This is a genomic window from Devosia sp. (assembly GCF_014860165.1).
Lineage (GTDB): Bacteria > Pseudomonadota > Alphaproteobacteria > Rhizobiales > Devosiaceae > Devosia.
In genome coordinates this window covers 19,846-37,477 of record NZ_JACZKG010000015.1, presented here as the reverse complement: position 1 = coordinate 37,477, position 17,632 = coordinate 19,846, and the positions used below count along the sequence as shown (strand labels likewise).

17 protein-coding genes and 1 tRNA gene are annotated in these 17,632 nt (G+C 63.8%); 5 read left to right on the top strand and 13 right to left on the bottom strand.

All coding sequences use genetic code 11. From position 1 onward, the window contains the following. Window positions 1-2 precede the first annotated feature (2 nt). On the bottom strand, window positions 3-1,505 hold the full coding sequence (guaB, locus tag IH615_RS03680; RefSeq protein WP_291359893.1) for an IMP dehydrogenase: 1,503 nt from the start codon (window positions 1,503-1,505) through the stop codon (window positions 3-5). Window positions 1,506-1,737: 232 nt separating this feature from the next. Between guaB and IH615_RS03675 the strand changes: the two genes are divergently transcribed. From IH615_RS03675 to IH615_RS03665, 3 genes are all read left to right on the top strand, one after another. Continuing rightward, the gene (locus tag IH615_RS03675) at window positions 1,738-2,208 is read left to right on the top strand and encodes a hypothetical protein (RefSeq protein ID WP_291359892.1); all 471 of its coding nucleotides are present in this window, start codon (window positions 1,738-1,740) and stop codon (window positions 2,206-2,208) included. A 104-nt stretch (window positions 2,209-2,312) separates the two neighbouring features. Next, window positions 2,313-3,707, top strand: a complete 1,395-nt coding sequence (locus tag IH615_RS03670) for an MFS transporter (RefSeq protein ID WP_291359891.1) — start codon at window positions 2,313-2,315, stop codon at window positions 3,705-3,707. 23 nt (window positions 3,708-3,730) lie between these two features. Next, the gene (locus tag IH615_RS03665; RefSeq protein WP_291359890.1) at window positions 3,731-5,116 is read left to right on the top strand and encodes an MDR family MFS transporter; all 1,386 of its coding nucleotides are present in this window, start codon (window positions 3,731-3,733) and stop codon (window positions 5,114-5,116) included. Between the two features lie 3 nt (window positions 5,117-5,119). Here the strand turns inward: IH615_RS03665 and IH615_RS03660 are convergent, their stop codons facing one another. Further along, complete coding sequence (locus tag IH615_RS03660; RefSeq protein ID WP_291359889.1) at window positions 5,120-5,860, bottom strand: RlmE family RNA methyltransferase; 741 nt, start codon at window positions 5,858-5,860, stop codon at window positions 5,120-5,122. Further along, window positions 5,850-7,034: a Ppx/GppA family phosphatase gene (locus IH615_RS03655; RefSeq protein WP_291359888.1), complete on the bottom strand. Its 1,185-nt coding sequence runs from the start codon at window positions 7,032-7,034 to the stop codon at window positions 5,850-5,852. Before IH615_RS03655 ends, IH615_RS03660 begins: the two co-directional genes overlap by 11 nt. A gap of 236 nt (window positions 7,035-7,270) precedes the next feature. Here IH615_RS03655 and IH615_RS03650 point away from each other — a divergent pair. Together IH615_RS03650 and IH615_RS03645 are read left to right on the top strand one after the other, a co-directional pair. Then, window positions 7,271-7,344 (top strand) — tRNA-Gln (locus IH615_RS03650). A 158-nt stretch (window positions 7,345-7,502) separates the two neighbouring features. Further along, complete coding sequence (locus IH615_RS03645; RefSeq protein ID WP_291359887.1) at window positions 7,503-8,330, top strand: DUF4145 domain-containing protein; 828 nt, start codon at window positions 7,503-7,505, stop codon at window positions 8,328-8,330. Between the two features lie 219 nt (window positions 8,331-8,549). On the opposite strand, the gene IH615_RS03640 is transcribed toward IH615_RS03645, so the two are convergent. From IH615_RS03640 to glpD, 10 genes are all read right to left on the bottom strand, one after another. Continuing rightward, window positions 8,550-8,807: a hypothetical protein gene (locus tag IH615_RS03640; RefSeq protein WP_291359885.1), complete on the bottom strand. Its 258-nt coding sequence runs from the start codon at window positions 8,805-8,807 to the stop codon at window positions 8,550-8,552. A 51-nt stretch (window positions 8,808-8,858) separates the two neighbouring features. Next, complete coding sequence (locus IH615_RS03635) at window positions 8,859-9,230, bottom strand: cytochrome c (RefSeq protein ID WP_366484724.1); 372 nt, start codon at window positions 9,228-9,230, stop codon at window positions 8,859-8,861. Next, window positions 9,227-9,628 (bottom strand): host attachment protein, encoded by a 402-nt coding sequence (locus IH615_RS03630; protein ID WP_291359883.1) that lies wholly within the window; start codon window positions 9,626-9,628, stop codon window positions 9,227-9,229. Before IH615_RS03630 ends, IH615_RS03635 begins: the two co-directional genes overlap by 4 nt. A gap of 404 nt (window positions 9,629-10,032) precedes the next feature. Further along, window positions 10,033-11,775, bottom strand: a complete 1,743-nt coding sequence (locus IH615_RS03625; protein ID WP_291359881.1) for an ABC transporter substrate-binding protein — start codon at window positions 11,773-11,775, stop codon at window positions 10,033-10,035. A 79-nt stretch (window positions 11,776-11,854) separates the two neighbouring features. Then, on the bottom strand, window positions 11,855-12,136 hold the full coding sequence (locus IH615_RS03620) for a DUF2160 domain-containing protein (RefSeq protein ID WP_291359879.1): 282 nt from the start codon (window positions 12,134-12,136) through the stop codon (window positions 11,855-11,857). Window positions 12,137-12,148: 12 nt separating this feature from the next. Then, window positions 12,149-12,994 carry a carbohydrate ABC transporter permease gene (locus tag IH615_RS03615; RefSeq protein ID WP_291360112.1) on the bottom strand — a complete coding sequence of 282 codons (846 nt, stop codon included), beginning with the start codon at window positions 12,992-12,994 and terminating at the stop codon, window positions 12,149-12,151. Window positions 12,995-13,038: 44 nt separating this feature from the next. Further along, window positions 13,039-13,911, bottom strand: a complete 873-nt coding sequence (locus IH615_RS03610; RefSeq protein WP_291359877.1) for a sugar ABC transporter permease — start codon at window positions 13,909-13,911, stop codon at window positions 13,039-13,041. A 2-nt stretch (window positions 13,912-13,913) separates the two neighbouring features. Then, on the bottom strand, window positions 13,914-14,984 hold the full coding sequence (locus IH615_RS03605; RefSeq protein WP_291359876.1) for an ABC transporter ATP-binding protein: 1,071 nt from the start codon (window positions 14,982-14,984) through the stop codon (window positions 13,914-13,916). 10 nt (window positions 14,985-14,994) lie between these two features. Beyond that, window positions 14,995-16,077 (bottom strand): ABC transporter ATP-binding protein, encoded by a 1,083-nt coding sequence (locus IH615_RS03600; protein ID WP_291359875.1) that lies wholly within the window; start codon window positions 16,075-16,077, stop codon window positions 14,995-14,997. Between the two features lie 8 nt (window positions 16,078-16,085). Continuing rightward, a complete protein-coding gene (glpD, locus tag IH615_RS03595) occupies window positions 16,086-17,612 on the bottom strand; it encodes a glycerol-3-phosphate dehydrogenase (RefSeq protein ID WP_291360110.1) in 1,527 nt (508 codons plus the stop codon). Window positions 17,613-17,632 lie beyond the last annotated feature (20 nt).

The window sequence follows — 17,632 nt, the reverse complement described above, 5'->3', positions numbered from 1 at the left end:
CGTTACCGCCCGCTGCGATAGTTCGGCGCTTCGCGCGTGATCGTCACGTCGTGGACGTGGCTTTCGCTCAGCGCGGCGCCGGAGATCTTCACGAAGACGGAGTTCTCGCGGAAGTCCTTGAGGTTGTGGGCGCCGGTATAGCCCATGGAGGCGCGGAGGCCGCCAGCGAGCTGGTGCAGCACGGCGCCGGCGGCGCCCTTATAGGGCACCTGGCCCTCGATGCCTTCGGGCACCAGTTTCATCTGGTCGCGGACATCCTGCTGGAAATAGCGATCGGCCGAGCCGGAGCCCATGGCGCCGACCGAGCCCATGCCGCGATAGGATTTGTAGGAGCGCCCCTGGTAGAGATAGACCTCGCCCGGGCTCTCGTCGGTGCCGGCCAACAACGAGCCGACCATGACGCAGGAGGCGCCGCCGGCCAGGGCCTTGGCCATGTCGCCGGAGAATTTGATACCGCCATCGGCGATGACGGGGATGCCGTGTTTGGCCCCCTCTTCCGCGCAGGCCATGACGGCAGCGAGCTGCGGGACGCCGACGCCGGCGACGATTCGGGTGGTGCAGATGGAGCCCGGACCGATGCCGACCTTGACCGAGTCCGCACCGGCATCGATCAGCGCGCGGGTGGCCTCGGCGGTGGCGACATTGCCGGCGACGATGCGAGTGGAATTGCTCTCGCGCTTGACGCGCTCGACTGCCTCGGCGACGCGCACGGAATGGCCGTGGGCCGTGTCGATGACCAGGAGGTCCACGCCGGCATCGATGAGGGCCAGGGAACGCTCGAAGCCCTGATCGCCCACGGTCGAGGCGGCGGCGACGCGCAGGCGTCCCTGGGCATCCTTGACGGCGTTGGGATTAAGCTGGGCCTTCTCGATATCCTTGACGGTGATGAGGCCCGTGCAACGATAGTCGGCGTCGACGACGAGGAGTTTTTCGATGCGGTGCTTGTGCAGCAGCACCTTGGCTTCATCCTTGGAGACGCCGTCGCGCACAGTGACCAGCTTTTCGAAGGTCATCAGTTCGCGGATGGGCTGGGCGGGATGGGAGGCGAAGCGCACGTCGCGGTTGGTGAGGATGCCCACCAGCTTGCCGATGGCACGTCCGCCGGTACCGCCATTCTCGACCACGGGGATGCCCGAGATGCGATTGGCCTGCATCAGCGCCAGCGCGTCGGCCAGCGTTGCGTCGGGACCGATGGTGATAGGGTTCACTACCATGCCCGACTCAAAACTCTTTACCATGCGGACCTGCTCGGCCTGCTCGGCGGCCGTGAGGTTCTTGTGGATGACGCCGAGTCCGCCGGCCTGGGCCATGGCGATGGCCATGGCGCTTTCGGTGACCGTGTCCATGGCCGAGGAAATGATCGGCAGGTTGAGCGCTATGTCCTTGGTAACATAGGTGGAAATGTCGGTTTCACCCGGCAGTACATCGGAGCGCGCCGGCTGCAGCAGCACGTCGTCAAAGGTCAGCGCGTAGTCGCCGGTGACAGTGGTAATAATCTTCGCCAAGGCCAGACCTTTCCTGCCTTCTGATACAATCAGAAATGTTGGAGTGCGAACCGGGCGATGGACTCGCCGGGCTCAGGTTGGCGAGGGTCAATAGCACCGGCAGGACAACTTGCATAGGGGTTCGGGCGCTTGCCGCATGCAGGGCGGCGCTGCATAAGTGGACGTGCTGGCACGGGAGAGCGAGATGGGTTTGAGAGGGTTGGCGCGGATCGCGTGGGCGACAGGGGCGGCGATGGCGGCAACATCGGTGGCAGCGGGGGAATTGACCAGCTTCGTGGACGCGCAGAAGGGCGCGCGCGGGTGCTGGAGCCGCCAATATAGCGCCGAACACCTGGCTGCCCATCCGGACCAGCTCGTGACGGCAATGGATTTCACCATGCAGTTCGATGGGGAATTTCACTACTTCGAGCTCACCGCCGATCTTCGCGGCGGGCAATCGGGCCGCGCTGCAGGTGCCTGCTCGGAGCATGAGGGGGTCGTGTCCTGCGGCGTCGATTGCGACGGTGGAGGGGTCATCCTGAGTCATGGCGCCGATGGCAAGGTCCTGCTGGACCTGAGCGAGTACGGCTATATCCGCATGACCAATAGCTGCGGCGAGGACGAAGAGGACGGCTTCGCCCTGGAGGCCGGGAAGGACGACAAGGAATTCCTGCTGTCGCCTGCCAGCGGCAAAGCCTGCAAACCCTTGGCCTGGGCCAACTAAACTTCCATACAAGGCATAACTTTACTTTTCACGGGCCGCGCTGATCGTCATAGTCATGTCAGCCGCGTCCGCGGCTTCCACGATTCCTCTCCGGTCCCACCCTCGTGATCCGCGTTACCCCCCTTATCCTGGCGGTCGCCCTGTTCATGGAACAGATGGATTCGACCGTCATCGCGACGTCGCTGCCGGCGATCGCCTTGGATATCGGATCCGAACCGATTGCCCTCAAACTGGCGCTGACCGCCTATTTCGTGGCTCTGGCGATCTTCATCCCGATCAGCGGCTGGATGGCGGACCGATTTGGCGCCAAGAACATCTTCCGGCTGGCGATCTTCGTGTTCATGCTGGGCTCGCTGGCCTGCTCGTTCTCGTTCTCGCTCGAAACCTTCGTTGCGTCGCGCTTCTTTCAAGGCATAGGCAGTTCGATGATGACCCCAGTGGGGCGCCTGCTGCTGGTGCGCTCGACGCCGCGAAACGAGCTCGTATCGGCGATGGCGTGGCTGACCGTGCCGGCGCTGATCGGCCCGCTGACCGGACCGCTGATCGGCGGGTTTCTCACCACCTATCTCAGCTGGCACTGGATCTTCTGGATCAATATTCCCATCGGCATTGCCGGGATCATCCTCGCCGGCATCTTCCTCAACGTGCCGGACGCGCGCAATCCGCGACCCATCGACATGGTAGGCTTCGTGCTCGCCGGCGTGGCGTTTTCGGGCACGGTGTTCGGGCTTTCGGTGGTGAGCCTGCCGGCTCTGCCGCTCATCTATGGCTATCTGACGCTGGCCGTGGGGGTTACGTCCGGTGTGCTCTACCTGCTGCATGCGCGGCGGACGAGCTTTCCCCTGCTCGACCCCGCCCTGTTCCGGCACAAGCTGTTCCGCTCGTCGATCACTGGCGGCTCCATGTTCCGCATCGGGGTGGGCGCGGTGCCGTTCCTGCTGCCGTTGATGCTGCAACTGGGCTTCGGTCTCTCGCCCTTCCAGTCCGGGGCCATCACTTTCGTTTCGGCGCTGGGCGCCATTGCCAGCAAGTTCATCGCCGAACGCGTCTATGCCCGCTTCGGTTTTCCGCGCACGCTTGGCTTTGCCTCGTTCTTCGGCGGCTTGCTGATCGCGGTCCAGGGTCTGTTCGACGTCGCGACACCGGTGCCGCTGATCATGGCCGTGTTGTTGTTGGGCGGCATCCTGCGCTCGGTGTTCTTCACCGGGTCCAACGCTATCGGCTATGCCGATGTCGACGATGAAGAGGCTAGCCAGGCCACGGCAATCGTCGCGGTGGGCCAGCAGTTGAGCGTGGCTTTTGGCGTGGCGGTGGCCGGCGCCATTCTCGAAGCCAGCACAAGGCTGCGCGGCGCCGAACTGGCGCTGGTCGATTTCCAGATCGCGTTTTTCGTCGTCGGGGGCCTCAGCGCCCTTGCCGGCATCATCTATTGGCGCCTGCCGGCCGATGCGGGCAGCAATGTCTCGGGCCACGGGGCCGTCACCATGCGGAAGGAGTGACCGGGAATTTCCCGGCAGATGCCGTGTCGCGAGTTGTCCCCCTCATCCTAGCCACCGCGCTGTTCATGGAAAACATGGACGCGACAGTCATTGCCACATCACTGGCGGCCATCGCCGCCGATATTGGCACCGACCCGATCTCGCTCAAGCTGGCGCTGACCGCCTACCTGGTCGCCCTGGCCATCTTCGTGCCGATTTCGAGCTGGATGGCGGACCGCTTTGGTGCCCGCAACGTATTCCGCATCGCCATGGTCGTGTTCATGATCGGCTCGATCGCCTGCGCAATGTCGGGGTCGCTGCTGGCTTTCGTGGTGGCGCGCTTCGTGCAGGGCATGGGCGGGGCGATGATGACGCCGGTGGCGCGCCTGGTGCTGGTGCGGGCGACGCCGCGCCACGAGCTGGTCAATGCCATGGCCTGGCTGACCGTGCCGGGCCTGATCGGCCCGATCATGGGGCCGCCCTTTGGCGGCTTTCTCACCACCTTCTTCAGCTGGCACTGGATCTTCCTGATCAACGTGCCCATCGGCATAGCCGGCGTGGTGCTGGTGGGGCGGTTCCTGCCCGAAACGCAGCGCAACGCGCCGCGGCGGATCGACCTGGGGGGCTTCGTGCTGGCCGGCACCGCCTTCGCGCTGTTCGCCTTCGGCACCTCGGTGATCAGCCTGCCGGCCCTGCCGCCCATCGTGGGCATAATCGCCACCGCCATCGGCATTGGGATCGGCGCGCTCTATGTGCGCCACGCGCTGCGCACCGAGTATCCGCTGCTCGACCTGCGCCTGTTTCGCCTGCCCTATTTCCGCAGCTCGGTGGTGGCCGGCGCGGCGTTCCGGCTGGGGCAAGGCGCGACGCCGTTCCTGTTTCCGCTGATGCTGCAGCTGATCTTCGGCATGACGCCTTTCCAATCGGGCATGGTGACCTTTGCCGGGGCGCTGGGCGCGATCGTCGCCAAGTTCTTCGCCAGCTGGATCTTCAAGCGACTCGGCTTCAAGATTTCGCTGATCGTGTCGACTGGCATCTCGGCCATCGGCATCCTGATCATGGGGTTCTATACGCCCGAAACCCCGGTGCCGTTGATGATCTCGATCCTGGTCTTTACCGGCTTCTGGAACTCGACCTTCTGGACCGGATCAAGCGTGTTTGTGTTCGCCGATGTCGACGACAAGGAAGCCGGCCAGGCCAACGTCATCAGCCAGGTGACCGGCCAGCTGACCATGGCGCTGGGCGTGGCCGTGGGCGGCGGGGTGCTGGAGGCGGCACACGCCATGCGCGGCGGGGGAGAGCTGCTGCTGTCGGATTTCCACCTGGCCTTCTTTATCGTCGGGGCGATCTGCGCCATTTCGACGGCGATGTTCATGCGCCTGCCCGCCAATGCGGGCCAGCAGCTGACGCGCGAGCCGCACGCGCACTAGACCTCAGCGGTCGTAGTCGCCCTCGCCGGGAACGGTATCGTTGCTGCCCTTGAAGCCCTTGGCGATGAGGTAGGCCTCCGCCGAATCCTGCCGGCTGGACGGGGGCTTGGCGTGGAACGTCGTCTTGAAGTGGCGCTTGAGCATGTGCAGCAGCTCATGCTCGGTGCCGCCCTGGAACACCTTGGCGACGAAGGTGCCGCCCGGCGAGAGCACATCCAGCGCAAAGGCTGCCGCCACTTCGATCAGTTGCACGATGCGCAGGTGATCGGTGGGGCGGTGGCCGGTGGTGGGCCAGGCCATGTCGCTCATCACGATATCGGCCTTCTTGCCGCCCATCGCCTCGATCAGCATGGCCGGCGCGTCGTCGTCGGTGAAATCCTTCTGCAGCAGGATGACGCCGGGAATGGGGTCCATCTCAAGGTAATCGATGCCAACGATCAGCGGATTGGCCGAGGTCGAACCTGTCGCCTTGGCGGCAACCTGGGCCCAGCCGCCAGGCGCCGCGCCGAGATCGACGACGCGCATGCCCTTGCGGAAGAGCTTATACTTCTCGTCCATCTCGCGGATCTTGAAGGCGGCGCGCGAGCGATAGCCTTCGGCGCGGGCGCGGGCGACATAGGGGTCGTTGAGCTGGCGCTCCAGCCACTTGGTCGAGCTGACCTTGCGGCCCTTGGCGGATTTGACGCGGATCTTGAGATCCTTGTCGGACTTGCGGCCACCAGTGCCGAGGGCTTTATCCACCATTGCCATTCCTCCTCGGATAGCGCGACGTGCGGCTCTGGGCGCGGTCGGCGTCCATCAGCGAAATCAGGATGCCTTCGCGCAGGCCGCGATCGGCGACACGGACCCGTTCGGTCGGCCATTCGCGGCGGATTGCCTCGAAGATGGCGCAGCCGGGCAGCACCAGGTCGGCGCGGTCGCGGCCGATGCAGGGATGGGCGACGCGGCGGTCGAAGGGCATGGCCAGCAGCACCTTCATGGTGTCATCGACCTCGCCGCGCTTCATCCACAGCCCATCGACCTTCTGCCGCTCGTAGCGCTCAAGGCCCAGATGCAGCCCAGCCAGCGTGGTCACTGTCCCCGATGTGCCGATCAGATGCACGGGGTGATTGGCGATCATCTGGCGCAGCTTTTCGCGGCCGCGGAACTGGCGCAGGTGTTCGGAGACAAAACCGACCATGGCCTCGAACACGTCGCGGGTCACGTCAACGCCGCCGAATCGTTCGGCGATGGAGACCACGCCCACTGGCAGCGACTGCCAGGAGCGGATCGAAGCGGACATGCGTCCCTGCGATTTGGGGCGGCCACCGCGGAAATCGAGCCAGGCGAGTTCGGACGAGCCGCCGCCGATATCGAACATCAGCGCCCCGGCAGCCGTACCCTCGATGAGGTCGGCACAGCCGGTGACCGCCAGCTCGGCCTCGGTGCGGCGATCGACGATTTCGAGATCGAGCCCCAGTTCCTCTTTCACCCGCGCGAGAAAGGCCGGGCCGTTCTCGGCGGCGCGGCAGGCCTCGGTGGCGATCAGCCGCATGCGGGTGGGCTGGTGCTCGCGCAGCTTGTTGCGGCACTGGCGCAGCGCTTCCATGGTGCGTTCCATGGCCGCATCGCTCAGCCGACCGGTGACCGAAACGCCCTCGCCCAGGCGGACGATGCGGGTAAAGCCATCGAGCACGCGAAAGCCATGATCATGCGGGCGCGCGATCAGCAGCCGGCAATTGTTGGTCCCCAGGTCCAGCGCCGCATAGATGGGGCCCCGATGCTTGCGCGGATTCGGGGCGGCTGGCGTCCGCTTGTCCGCTGCGGGCAAGGGCGCATGGCCCCCTGCCCTCCCCGCCGGTGCTGGACCGGATGGGGCACGGATAGCCGGCTCGTCAGGTGACGCGAGCCCGGCAGCGGACCGATCGGAATCGGTCACGATAGTCTCCTGTCGTGCGCGGTCGCCGAACTGGCCTAGCCAGTGGCGCCCGGGCGCACTGTTCATTGCGTGTCGCCGGTGACGGTAGTGCAAGGGGGCGACAAGCGCAATGCTGCCGTCATGCGCAGCAGCGATGTCGGAGGCGCTTGCAATCTCCATCCGCATTGTCTATGCAGTGCCCGCGCCGGACGCTTCGCCGTCCCGCTGCTGCGCCGGTCCCGTTCCGGCTCCCTTGCTGGGGAATAGTTCAACGGTAGAACAGCGGACTCTGACTCCGTCAATCTTGGTTCGAATCCAGGTTCCCCAGCCAAAAACTTCCTCAACAAATAAACTACTTGAGCGCCAAGGCTCAAATATAGAGTCTGGACCATGTCGCGTTTATGTTGCGCGGCAGTCCCCAGCATTTCCGGGCCTTTCTCGACACACTCCGCGAATCCGTGCGACATGGATGCGACAAGGAGGGCCAAGATGGCGAAGGGTCGCTATGTAGCTCCGGCGGTTGACGAAACAGCCTTCAGTTGCCCGCATTGCGGCACTCTTACTGCGCAGCGTTGGTACGTTTATCAGGCGCGCGAACAGAAGGGGGCGCCTGGCGTTTGGACGCCTGAACGCGCCGCTGAGATGCGGGAAAAGTGGGAGGAGAAGAAGGGTGAGGGAGAGAAGGTAGTCTCCGACACCCTTATGGAACACATTGAAAAGCGCGCCCTCGGCCTACCGTTCCTCTCACGTGGATCTTATGAGGGCTCCGAATACACGGTCTACAACCTAAGCGTCACAAAGTGTGATGAGTGCGGCAAGTTAGCGGTGTGGCTTTACGATCGGATCATCTGGCCGCAAGAAAATGAAGCCCCTGAACCGGCTGCGGATATGCCGGAGGAAATAGTCGCGGACTACATGGAGGCAGGGAGCATTCTAGGCGCATCGCCAAGGGGTGCGGCTGCCCTGTTGCGCTTATGCGTCCAAAAGCTCTGCAGGTTCCTGCTAGGCGACGATGCCAAGGACACGATCGACAAAGACATTGCAACCCTGGTGTCTCGCGGCCTCGATAAGCGCGTCGAGATGGCGTTAGACATTGTTCGGGTCGTTGGAAATGAGTCCGTTCACCCCGGCAAAATGGACATGAAGGATGACCGCGCCACTGCGGAAGAGCTTTTTGGGCTGGTGAACGTCATCGTTGAGATGATGATAACTCAGCCTAAGCGCATCGCAGAGCTGTACTCGAAACTGCCGCCAGAGAAGCTGAAGGGGATCGAGCAGCGAAATGCGCAAGCGGCGCTTCCCAAGCCTGAGAATTGAGGGCACACGGATACCTCAACCACCTGCGTACTTTTCGTGCGAACCAGTGCGAATTGCGAACGCGATATTGCGCTAAATCAATGGCTTAGAGCGACTCGCAGAAGTGGTTTGCACCTGCAAACTTCCACCAGAGGAAAAAACCTCTCTATGAGGGCCCTGTGGGTCCGAGGGGGCGCAGATTGGCGAACATTCACATGCCCCCCGCCCATAGCTGATCTCCTAAGCCCCAGCGTAAATGATTTTGTTGAGGATGAACGTGGGCTGCAGATTGTTGTGAGCGCCACCGCCGCCATCGTTCTGCAGTTGCCCAGCGCCGGAGTCTGACGTCAGGGCGGTGAATGATCCGCCCGAAGCCGCCGCATCAGTTCCAGCGGTGGTGGTCAGCGGATCAGGCAACTGTGCCGTGGTGCCAGATGCGTCCTTGTCAGCCACGACGACCTTGGCTCTCTCCCTGCCGAGTTGCAGGGCCTTCGCCAAGACCAGAGGCGCCGCCGGTGACCAGGGCGACCTTTGCCTCAAATCTCTTGCTCATCGACTCAGTCCTTCCTGCTGATCCGTGTCGACCGCGCGACCTCCGCCCTGTCCCGGCTCGAGCGTCTTCAGATAGGCGATGATGGCGGCCGCCTGATCGGGGTCGAACTCGAACTGCGGCATTTCGGGATGCGCTGTGACGATGCCTTCAACAAGCGCTTCGGCCAGGTGTTCGACATTGTAGCGCAGGTGGAGGTCACGAAATCTGGGCGCAATCGCCAGCGGGCTCTCGCCGGTCATTTCGGTCGCGTGGCAGTCGGTGCAGTACATCTGCACCAGCGCTCGACCCGCTTCTACAACGTCATCTGCCGGGGCCGGAGCGATGGTCAAGAGCATGAGTGCCAGCGTCGATATGGTGAGGCGGTTCATGCCGACACGATCGCGCTCTCAACCTCTGTCATGGAATGCCCTGTGAGATCCTTGGCGATCTCCGCCTTGAGCAACGCCGACAGCGTCTTGTGGTAGTGCTTGCGCATTTCGCCCAGTGCGCGCGGCGCGGCTATGATGACCAGTCCCTCGATGGCGCCGCCCAGCACCTGCTTGTTGAGGTAATCGACCAGGCCGGCCGAGAATCCGTCTTCCCCCGCCTGGCCGTGGTCAGGGTTACCCGAACTGCTCTGGTGCCCACCGCTTGTGTTGGCGGTACTGTCGATCGCCTGGCGCGGCAAGGCCTGGAGCTTGAGGTCGGCCTCGTCACCGGCGTTGCGGAACAGGTTGAATTTTTCGCCGTCGGCAACGGCGATTGTCGTGCCCTTTGCAAGCATCATGCGGAGTCTCCTGGTGGCTGGTGAAATCTGCCCGATGCTGCCGGTTGCAACCTGGAGCGGCAGAGACCTCGCGGTCTGCCTGACTAAAGTGCGCCACAACCCGAATGGTTGCCACAGCATCCAGCAGCAGCCCCCGGCCTCATTGTCCTGGATCAAGTGACCGAACCATATTGAGCACATGCGGCTCAATCAGGGCTGCTGATGGGAGATGCAAACGAAGCTGTTCACCCCGGCACGATGGAAGGCCGCTCAAGAGGCACTTCCGGGGGCGTGAGCGAGATGCGCGTTTCCTGCTGGATGGTCTGGCGACAAGCCCCTGACGGGGCCAAAAATGGTGAGCGTGGCGCACAAAGAAAAAACGCCGGGGCTCATCACCCCGGCGCCAGTTCGTTGGGAAGGCTTAGTTAGTTGGCGGCTGTGGCGTCTGCCCAGCTCTTGACCAGCTCGTCATAGTTCACCGTGATGCCCTGCTCCTTCTCGTTTTCGATCGGGAGCTGCGGGGCGATGTTGCCCTTGGCGACGGCGTCGGCGTTCCAGTAGGCTAGGTCGTGCTCCTCGGCCAGTTTCGGGCCGATATCGCCCTGGACGCCGGCACGCTCGAGACGTTCCAGCACGCTTTCCTGCTCGGCGCAGAGCGAGTCCATGGCTTCCTGCGGGGTCTTGGCACCCGACGACGCATCGCCGATCGCCTGCCACCACAGCTGAGCCAGCTTGGGATAGTCCGGCACGTTGGTGCCAGTGGGCGACCACTGGACGCGGGCGGGCGAGCGGTAGAACTCGACGAGGCCGCCGAGGTTGGGAGCCCGTTCGGTGAAGCTCTCGTGGCGGATCGTCGATTCACGCACGAAGGTCAGGCCGGTATGCGCTTTCTTCACGTCCACCGTCAACGAGGTGACGAACTGCGCATAGAGCCATGCGGCCTGGGCGCGATCGACCGGGGTGGACTTGAGCAGCGTCCACGAGCCCACGTCCTGGTAGCCGAGCTTCATGCCGTCCTTCCAGTAGACGCCATGCGGCGAGGGAGCGAAGCGCCACTTGGGCGTCCCGTCCTCGTTGACCACGGGCAGGCCGGGCTTGACGAAATCGGCGGTGAAGGCGGTGTAGGTGAACATCTGCTGGGCGATCTTGCCCTGGGATGGCACCGGACCGGATTCCGAGAAGGTCATGCCCTGGGCTTCCGGCGGTGCGTAGGCCTTCATCCAGTCGAGATACTTCTGGATCGAGTAGACGGCTGCCGGGCCGTTGGTGTCACCACCGCGCGCGACGCACGAGCCAACGGGGCGGCTGTTCTCGTCCACCTTGATGCCCCATTCGTCGACCGGGAGGCCGTTTGGCAGGCCGAGGTCACCATTGCCGGCCATGGACAGCCAGGCGTCGGTGAAACGCCAGCCGAGCGAAGGATCCTTCTTGCCGTAATCCATGTGGCCATAGACGGGGCCCTCACCCATGTCGCGGCCGGTGAAGAACTCGGCGATATCCTCGTAGGCCGACCAGTTGACCGGAACGCCGAGGTCATAGCCGTACTTGGCCTTGAAGTCGGCCTTGGCGGCCTCGTCGTTGAACCAGTCGTAGCGGAAGAAGTAGAGGTTCGCGAACTGCTGATCGGGCAGCTGGTAGAGGTCACCATCGGGCGCGGTGGTAAAATCCGTGCCGATGAAATCATCAAGGTTGAGGTTCGGGTTGGTCACCGAAGCGCCCTCGTTGGCCATCCAGTCGGTCAGGCTGCGCGCCTGCTGGTAGCGCCAATGGGTGCCGATAAGGTCGGAGTCGTTGATATAGGCGTCGTAGATGTTCTCGCCCGACTGCATCTGGGTCTGCAGCTTTTCGACAACGTCGCCTTCGCCGATCAGGTCATGGGTGACCTTGATGCCGGTCAGGGCGGTGAAGGCCGGCGCCAGCACCTTGGATTCGTATTCATGGGTGGTGATGGTTTCAGAGACCACCTTGATTTCCATGCCGGCAAAAGGCGCCGCGGCGTCCATGAACCACTTGAGTTCGGCCTCCTGGTCGGCTCGGCTCAGGGTCGACAGATCGCCGATTTCGGCGTCGAGGAATTTCAGTCCCTCTTCCATGCTTTGTGCCCAGACGGGGCTGGTCGCCAGCAGCGCCAGCAGCGCCGCGGTCGATGTCAAAAGATGCCGTCGCATTCTAGAATCCTCCCTTTGGATTGCATTCTTGCGATACGGAGGAGGGACTGGTTCGCCGCCTCCCCCGGCCTAAACTCCCCTAGACGAAGCGGAACACGCAGATTGCGTAGACCACCGATAGGGCGAGACTCCACCACAGCTCGGGCCCGACCAGCCCCAGCCATGCAAGATTGATGAAAGCGCTGCCGAGCAGCGAGACGAAGAGGCGATCGCCGCGCGTCGTCTCGAAGCGAAGGATGCCCACGCGCGGGCTGCCTCCGGGCACGCGCCACTCCCAGATCGCCATGCCCACCAGCATCAGCGCGATGGTGCCGAAGAAGGCCGCCGTCGGCCAGGTCCACGCCATCCATGAAAAGTTCATGACCTTGCTCCCTCACACCCGGCCCAGGGCAAAGCCCTTGGCGATGTAGTTGCGGACGAAATAGATGACGAGCGCGCCCGGAATGATGGTCAGCACACCAGCGGCGGCCAGCACGCCCCAATCGAGGCCCGAGGCCGACACCGTGCGCGTCATGATGGCCGAGATGGGCTTTGCGTCGGTGGTCGTCAGGGTGCGGGCCAGCAGCAGCTCGACCCAGGAGAACATGAAGCAGAAGAAGGCGGCCACGCCGATGCCCGAGGCGATCAGGGGCATGAAGATGCGGACGAAGAAGCGCGGGAAGGAGTAACCGTCGATATAGGCGGTCTCGTCGATTTCCTTGGGCACACCGCTCATGAAGCCTTCGAGGATCCACACCGCCAGGGGCACGTTGAACAAGCAGTGGGCGAGTGCCACGGCGATGTGGGTGTCGATGAGGCCGAAGGACGAATAGAGCTGGAAGAACGGCAAGGCGAACACAGCCGGCGGCGCCATGCGATTGGTGAGCAGCCAGAAGAACAGGTGCTTGTCGCCGAGGAACCGGTAGCGGGAAAAGGCGTAGGCGGCCGGCAGCGCCACGGCCAGCGAGATCACCGTGTTGAGCGCCACATAGATGATCGAGTTGATATAGCCCGAATACCAGCTGGGATCGGTGAAGATCACCATGTAGTTGCGCAGCGTGAACTCGCGCGGCCACAGGGTGAAGGCGGCGGTGATCTCCTGATTGGTCTTGAAGCTCATATTGAGCAGCCAGTAGATCGGCAGCAGCAGGAAGATGATGTAGATCGTCGGCACCAGCCAGCCCAGGCGCAGGCCGGAACGGCTTCGGTTGAGCGCGGCGACCTGTGCGGGCGCGGCCATGGAACTGTCCATCGGCAAGGTTGCGGCCGTGGCGTTACGGTCGGTCATCGCTCGTCCCCCTGCCCGTAATTGGTCATGACGGTGTAGAAAACCCAGCTCAGCAGCATGACGATCAGGAAGTAGATCAGCGACATGGCGGCGGCCGGGCCGACGTCGAACTGGCCAATCGCCATCTTGACCAGGTCGATGGAGAGGAAAGTGGTCTCGTTGCCCGGGCCGCCGCCGGTGACCACGAATGGCTCGGTGTAGATCATGAAACTGTCCATGAAGCGCAGCAGCACGGCGATGAGCAGGACTCTCTGCATCTTGGGGAGCTGGATGAAGCGGAAGACGCTCCAGCGCGAGGCGCCGTCGATGCGCGCGGCCTGGTAATAGGCATCGGGGATGGAGACGAGGCCGGCATAGCAGAGCAGGACGACGAGGCTGGTCCAGTGCCACACGTCCATGACCACGATGGTGGCCCAGGCGTCGAACGGGTCCTGCACATAGTTGTAGTCGACGCCCAGCCCGGCGAGAGCACGGCCCAAGAGGCCGATGTCGACGCGGCCAAACACCTGCCAGATGGTGCCCACCACATTCCACGGGATCAACAGCGGCAGCGCCATGAGCACCAGGCATACCGGCACGCCCCAGCCGCGCTTGGGCATGTGCAAGGCGATGAAGATGCCCAGCGGGATCTGGATGGCGAGGATGATGCCGGAGAACAGCAGATTGCGCCAAAGCGCCTCCCAGAAGCGGGAGGAATGCAGCGTATCGTCGAACCAGTCCAGCCCTGCCCAAAAGAACTGGTTGTTGCCGAAGGTGTCCTGCACCGAATAGTTGACCACCGTCATCAGCGGGATGATGGCCGAGAAGGCGACCAGCACCAGCACGGGGAGCACGAGGAACCAGGCCTTGTTATTCCAGGTCTTTTCCATGGTTACGCTCCCAATACCTGGCGCCACGAGTCGGCATAGATGTTGATGCCCCTGGGATCAAAGGATACGCGGGGCTCCGCGGGCAGCTCGTCGTGTTCGGGCAAGATGGCGGCAATTTCGCTGCCCTCCAGGGTCCCGCGCACGATGCGGTGGCGGCCGATATCCTCCACCGTCCGCACCTGCATCGGCATGCCCTCGCGGCCGACGCGGACATATTCGGGACGAACCCCCAGCTCGATGCGGGTGGCGTTCGCGGGCGATGCCGCGCCCGGCAGGGCTATGGTTTGGGACCCCAGATGCGCGGTGGCGCCGTCGAGCGTCACCGGCATCACGTTCATGCCGGGCGAGCCGATGAAATAGCCCACGAAGGTATGGCTGGGGCGCTCGAACAGCTCTGCGGGGGTGCCGATCTGCACGATCTGACCCTCGAACATCACCACCACCGTCTGGGCAAAGGTCAGCGCCTCAGTCTGGTCGTGGGTGACATAGACCATGGTGTAGCCAAAGCGCTTGTGCAGCTCCTTTAGCTGGCTGCGCAGCACCCACTTCATGTGTGGGTCGATGACGGTCAGCGGCTCGTCGAACAGAATGGCGTTGACGTCCTGCCGAACCAGGCCGCGACCGAGCGAAATCTTCTGCTTCTGGTCGGCGGTCAGTCCGCGGGCCCGCTTGTGTGCCCGGTCGGCCAGGCCGATTATTTCGAGGGTCTCGGTGACGCGCCGCTGAATATCGGCCTCGTCGACGCCGCGGTTGCGCAGCGGGAAGGCCATGTTGTCGAATACCGACATGGTGTCGTAGACCACCGGAAACTGGAACACCTGGGCGATGTTGCGACGTTCCGTGGGCAGGTCGGTCACATCCTGGTCGCCGAACAGGATGCGGCCGCGCGAGGGGGCGACCAGGCCCGAGATGATGTTGAGCAGGCTGGTCTTGCCGCAGCCGGATGGCCCGAGCAGTGCATAGGCGCCGCCATCGGCGAAGGTGTGATGCACTTCCTTGAGCGCGTAATCCTCGTCCCGCACGGGGTTGGACAAGTAGGAGTGACGGATGTGATCGAGAACGATACGGGCCATTGTTGTGCTCCTACGCCGCCATTGCCGTTGCCTGCCCCACGGCGCGACCTGCACCGTCGAACACCATCAGCAGGCGCGGATCTAGAAACACCTCAATCTCCTCGCCCACGGCGTAATTCTGCACGCCCGGTGTCAGCATGATCCAGTCGGCGCCGGCAAAGCGGAGATGGACAAAACTTTCCGATCCGGTGATTTCGAGCGCCGTCACCACTGCTCGCAGCGCCACGGCATCGGGAGCCGTCCGGCTGAGCGACAGGTGGTGAGGCTGGAAACCCATGGTGTATGCGCCATCGGCGATAGCATGCAGGGCATCGGTGGCCGGGAAGCTGACACCACCCTCAAGTGAGAAGGCACCGTTCGATTTGTGCATCGCCACGGTGTTGAGCGGCGGATCGGAAAAGGTTCGCGCGGTGATCAGGTCGGCCGGGCGGCGGAAAACCTCGATGGTGCGGCCAAATTGGGTGACGCGCCCTTCCGACAAAGTCGCCGTATTGCCGCCCAGCAGCAGGGCCTCGGAGGGTTCGGTAGTTGCGTACACAAAGATGGTGCCGCTCTCGGCGAAGATGCGTGGCAGTTCGGCGCGCAACTCCTCGCGCAGCTTGTAGTCGAGATTGGCTAGCGGCTCGTCGAGCAGCACTAGTCCGGCATTCTTGACGATGGCCCGGGCCAGAGCCGTTCGCTGCTGCTGCCCTCCCGACAGGTTCAGCGGGGTTCGGTCGAGATAGGGTGTCAGCTTCATCAGCGTCGCGGCGCGCTGCACGGCCTCATCGATGCTCTGGCGATCCGCCCCCGCCACCCGCATGGGCGAAGCGATGTTATCGTAGACCGTCATGGACGGGTAGTTGATGAACTGCTGGAACACCATGGCCACGTCGCGCTTCTGCGGCGACACGCCGGTGACATCGACGCCATCGACATGGATGGTGCCGCTGCTTGGCCGATCGAGCCCCGCCATGATGCGCATCAGGCTGGTCTTGCCCGATAGCGTCGGTCCCAGGAGCACGTTGAGCGTACCGCGCTCGAGCCGCAGCGAGATGTCGCTGAGATGGGTCTCGGCGCCGACCTGTTTGGTGATGTTACGCAGCTCGAGCATGGATTCTCCTATCCGGCCGCCGCGACGGGCTGGGGCATGAGGGTGGCAAGAAAGCTGTCGAGATCGGCCTTGGCGATGGCGCTGCCCAGCAGGCCCCGCTTGGTCCGGCGCCACAGGATATCGTCGCTGGTGACGGCCCATTCGTGGTCCACCAGGTAGCGGACTTCGGCTTCGTAGAGGTCGGCGCCAAAGTGGCGGCCGAGATCGGCATGGCTCGCGGCACCGTTCAGGATCTGCTCGGCCCGGGTGCCGTAAAGGCGGGCCAGCCGCGTGGCATGTGCCTGGTCGAGGAATGCATAGCGCTGCCTGATGCCGGCAACCAGGTCGCCAAAACCAGTGGGCGGGAAGTCTCCGCCCGGCAAAGCGACGCGCCGGGTCCAGGGTTTGCCGCGCGCACCGATCAGCGCTTCCACTTGTTCGAGCGTCGACTCGGCCAGGCGCCGGAAGGTGGTCAGCTTGCCGCCAAAGACGTTGATCAGCGCGGCCTTGCCGTCACCCCCGGCGCTCTTGAGCACATAGTCCCGCGTTGCCTCCTGGGCGCTGCTTGCACCATCGTCAAACAGCGGTCGCACGCCGGAATAGCTCCAGACGATGTCGTCGCGCGTTACCGGCCGGGCGAAATACTCGCTGGCGGCCTCGGTGAGGTAGCTGACTTCTGCATCGCTGATGCGAACATCCCCAGGGTCGCCCTGATAGTCCAAGTCGGTGGTGCCGATCAGCGTGTAGTCGGTCTCGTAGGGGATGGCGAAGATGATGCGGCCGTCGCTATTCTGGAACATGTAGCAACGGTCGTGTTCGTAGAGCTTGCGCACCACGATGTGGCTGCCCTGCACCAACCGCACATTGCGGGCGCCATTGTCACCCAGCGCTCCGGTCAGCACCTGGTCGACCCAAGGACCCGCGGCGTTGATCACCAGCCGCGCCTGCACGGTTTCGGTTGCCCCGCTCAGCCCGTCACGAATCACCACATGCCAGAGTGCTCCCTCCGGCCGGGCGGAGACCACCGCGGTGCGGGTGCGAATGGTGGCGCCGCGGTCCGCCGCGTCCCGTGCGGTCAGTGCCACCAGCCGCGCATCGTTGACCCAGCAGTCGGAATATTCGAAGGCGCGCCTGAACAGGGGTTTCAGCGGCGCACCAGCCGGATCGGTGCGCAGATCGAGGGTGCGGGTTGCCGGCAGCAGCTTGCGGCCGCCCAGGTGATCGTAGATGAACAAGCCAAGCCGAAGCAGCCAGGCCGGGCGGAGCCCCTTGTGATGCGGCAGCACCAGCCGCAGCGGCCAGATGATATGGGGCGCAGCGGCCCAGAGCACTTCGCGCTCGGCGAGCGCCTCCTGCACCAGGCGAAATTCGTAGTGTTCGAGGTAACGCAGCCCGCCATGGATGAGCTTGGTGGCGGCTGAAGAGGTGCCGCTCGCCAGATCATCCTTTTCGGCCAGCAGGACATCGTATCCCCGGCCAGCTGCATCGCGAGCGATGCCGCAGCCGTTGATGCCTCCTCCGATCACCACGATGTCGTGGATGCGCGCACTGCCCAACATTTCCTCCCGTCCCGGTC